The following is a 2,893-nucleotide window of genomic DNA, read 5'->3' on the forward strand; positions in this document are numbered from 1 at the left end:
AACCAAGTACTGTCCGTAGATACCGTTCGTGGCGGACGACCAACTGTAACCATAGCTGCCGACGTATCTGGCTGCACCTTCAGCACCACCTCGTCCATAGTCGCGGAAGCCCGGGGCGGAAGGACAACCCCTCCTATTGCGACACCGCGACCAGCTTGAACACCTTGTCGCCCCGGTGCACCTTCTCCGGCGTCCGGATCGAACACCGGCTCCCTTGCGACGCAACCTCCACCGGCAAAAGATCCACCCGGATCTCCTCCGGCGTGAACTCCAACGCCCCCGTCGTCGCCCCGAGAAACAGCAGCTTCTCGCCCAATGCCAGCGGCACCGCCTCGACAGACACCTCGGCCACCCCGATCCGGGCAAAATAGTTCGTCACCCGGCCCACCATCACCTTCTTCTCCGTCGCCGCCGAACCGTAGTGCTCCGACCACTCGCCCAACCGCTGGCCCAAGTAATAACCATCCCAGAAATCGCGGTTGAAGACCGTCCGCAGCCGCTCCTTCAGCTCCGCCCCCAACTCGCGCGTAAAACGCCTTTCGACCACCGCTCGAACCCCCTCCTTATAGCATTCGCACACGCGCCGCACATACTCGCCCGACCGCGCACGGCCCTCGATCTTCAGCACCCGCACCCCGGCATCGATCATCCGATCCAGAAACTCGATCGTACAGAGGTCTTTCGGCGACATGATATGCTCGTTCTCCACCACCAACTGCGTCCCCGTCTCGACATCCTCCACCCGGTACGACCGGCGGCACAGCTGCCGACACTCGCCCCGGTTGGCCGACTTCCACGCCTCGTGCAGACTCAGGTAACACTTCCCCGACACCGCCATGCACAACGCGCCGTGCGCGAACATCTCGATCCGCACCCGATCGCCTTTCGGCCCCCGGATATCGCGCGCTTCGATCTGATCATAGATATGTCGCACCTTGTCCAACGAGAGCTCCCGCGCCAGCACCACCACATCCGCATACCGGGCATAAAAGGCCACCGCCTCCGTATTGCTGATATTGAGCTGCGTCGAGATGTGCACCTCCACCCCCTGCTGCCGCGCATAATCCATCGCCGCCTGATCCGCCACGATCACCGCATCGACCCCCTCTCGTTTCGCCCGCTCCACCACCTGACGCATATAAGGGATATCCTCGTCGAACAGCACCGTATTGAGCGTCAGATAGGTTTTGATGCCATGCTCGCGACAGGTCGCAACGATACGAGCCAGATCGTCGAGCGTGAAATTCACAGACGATCCGGCCCGCATATTAAGCCCCTGGACGCCGAAATAGATCGAGTCGGCCCCTCCCTGTATGGCCCCCCGCAACGACTCCCACGAGCCGACCGGGCACATGACTTCGATTTCGAGTTTTTCCGTCATCCCGCTCCGCCGTTTTAGAGATCGATCTGCTCCACCCGCCGCACGTGCCGCCCCCCCTCGAACTCGGCCGCGAAAAAGGCGTCCAGAATCTCCGCCGCCTGTGCCTCGGTCACGAACCGGGCCGGAAGCGAGCAGACGTTGGCATCGTTGTGCTGCCGTGCGAGGGTAGCGATCTCGGGACACCAGCAGATAGCTGCCCGCACGTGCGGATGTTTATTGAGGGTGATGCTGATACCGTTGGCGCTGCCGCACAATGCCACGCCGAGATCGCACCGCCGTTCGGCCACTTCGCACCCCAACGCATGGGCATAGACGGGATAATCGACGCTCTCGCAACTGTGGGTGCCGAGGTCTTTGACGGTGTAGCCTTTGGCCAGCAGGTAGCCGGCGACGAACTCTTTCATCTCGTAGCCGGCGTGGTCGCTGGCGATGGCGACGTTAAAAGTCTTCATAAAAGGGTTTCTCCTGATTTTTCAACGCCGCCAAAGGTACGATTATTTTGCGGGATTGCCGACGCACTCGGCGACGGGAAGGGCACGCTCTTCCTGAAAGCAGTAGGTGCCGGAAAGGTTCTCGTAGACGTAAGGGACGTATTGCAGCACCTGGAGGGCGACGAATCGTCCGTCCCGCGAGCGGCGGACATCGAGCCGCACGGGGCCGCTCTCTTTGCGCCGGGCAGCTCGCAGGGCGTCGAACCGTTCGCGTTCGATGAGTTCGACGAGTTCAGAGCCGGAGAGGCCTTCGAAATAGAGGGAATAGCCTTCGACGGGGCTTTGCGTGGGTTGATAAACGTTTTCCCAACCGCCGAAAAAGAGTTTCAGCACGCCGACGATCAGGGCTGTGAAGGCGCCGACGGTGCACAGCATATAGACGGAAGAGCTGGTATCGCGAATCGTGGTCGATGCGAAATAAAGTGCGATTCCGCTGGCAATGAGGCCGATTCCGAGCCCTAAGGCGCGCTTGCTCCGGCGTTTGACGATCAGATTTTCTGCATTCAACGTATTTTGTTGTACTGACATGATTTTCGTGTTTTAAGTGTGTTTGTTATTCATCATCCCGACGTGCGGAATGGTTGCATTGCCCTCGGGGGTTGAGGCAGAGACGCCTTTGTTTGGGGGTAGAGGCGGGCCGGTTCGAGTGCCGAGCGGCACCGCCCCGGGCATTCGCGACTGTGGCTACTACAAACAATTAGGCGCCTTGGGTGGCGTCGGCTTCGGAGGCTCGAGCTGGTCTTCGGCAATCAACGATACCAGCGGCGTGAACTTGGATTTCAATTCGCAAGCCCTCAACCCCAGCAACGTAAGCTTCCGTGCCTACAGTTTTCAGTTGCGTTGCCTCTCGGAATAAACGCCGCGGGCCCGCGGGGGCAATGGGCTGGAGCTACCCTAATAACTGGCAGCCTCTACCCTATTTCAATTTGACTTTGCGGTCGGACGCCCGGGAAGAACGGCAACTCTCGACGCGCGAGCGGCGTGTTGCGGGCCGCTCGGACGTCCGGCCCGAGCGGCTCTA

General features: G+C 60.5%; 3 protein-coding genes. All 3 read right to left on the bottom strand.

Annotated elements, in window-relative coordinates; translation table 11 throughout:
* Positions 1 to 133: 133 nt before the first annotated feature.
* From QZ302_RS09655 to QZ302_RS09665, 3 genes are read right to left on the bottom strand one after another with little or no spacing between them, the layout of a single operon-like run.
* Positions 134 to 1,381 carry a peptidase U32 family protein gene (locus QZ302_RS09655; protein WP_294594851.1) on the bottom strand — a complete coding sequence of 416 codons (1,248 nt, stop codon included), beginning with the start codon at positions 1,379 to 1,381 and terminating at the stop codon, positions 134 to 136.
* A gap of 14 nt (positions 1,382 to 1,395) precedes the next feature.
* Positions 1,396 to 1,833, bottom strand: coding sequence for a ribose 5-phosphate isomerase B (gene rpiB, locus QZ302_RS09660; RefSeq protein ID WP_294594852.1), 438 nt, complete (start codon positions 1,831 to 1,833; stop codon positions 1,396 to 1,398).
* A 42-nt stretch (positions 1,834 to 1,875) separates the two neighbouring features.
* Positions 1,876 to 2,400 carry a hypothetical protein gene (locus QZ302_RS09665; protein WP_294594854.1) on the bottom strand — a complete coding sequence of 175 codons (525 nt, stop codon included), beginning with the start codon at positions 2,398 to 2,400 and terminating at the stop codon, positions 1,876 to 1,878.
* Positions 2,401 to 2,893: the final 493 nt, after the last annotated feature.

This window comes from uncultured Rikenella sp. (genome assembly GCF_910579375.1).
Lineage (GTDB): Bacteria > Bacteroidota > Bacteroidia > Bacteroidales > Rikenellaceae > Rikenella.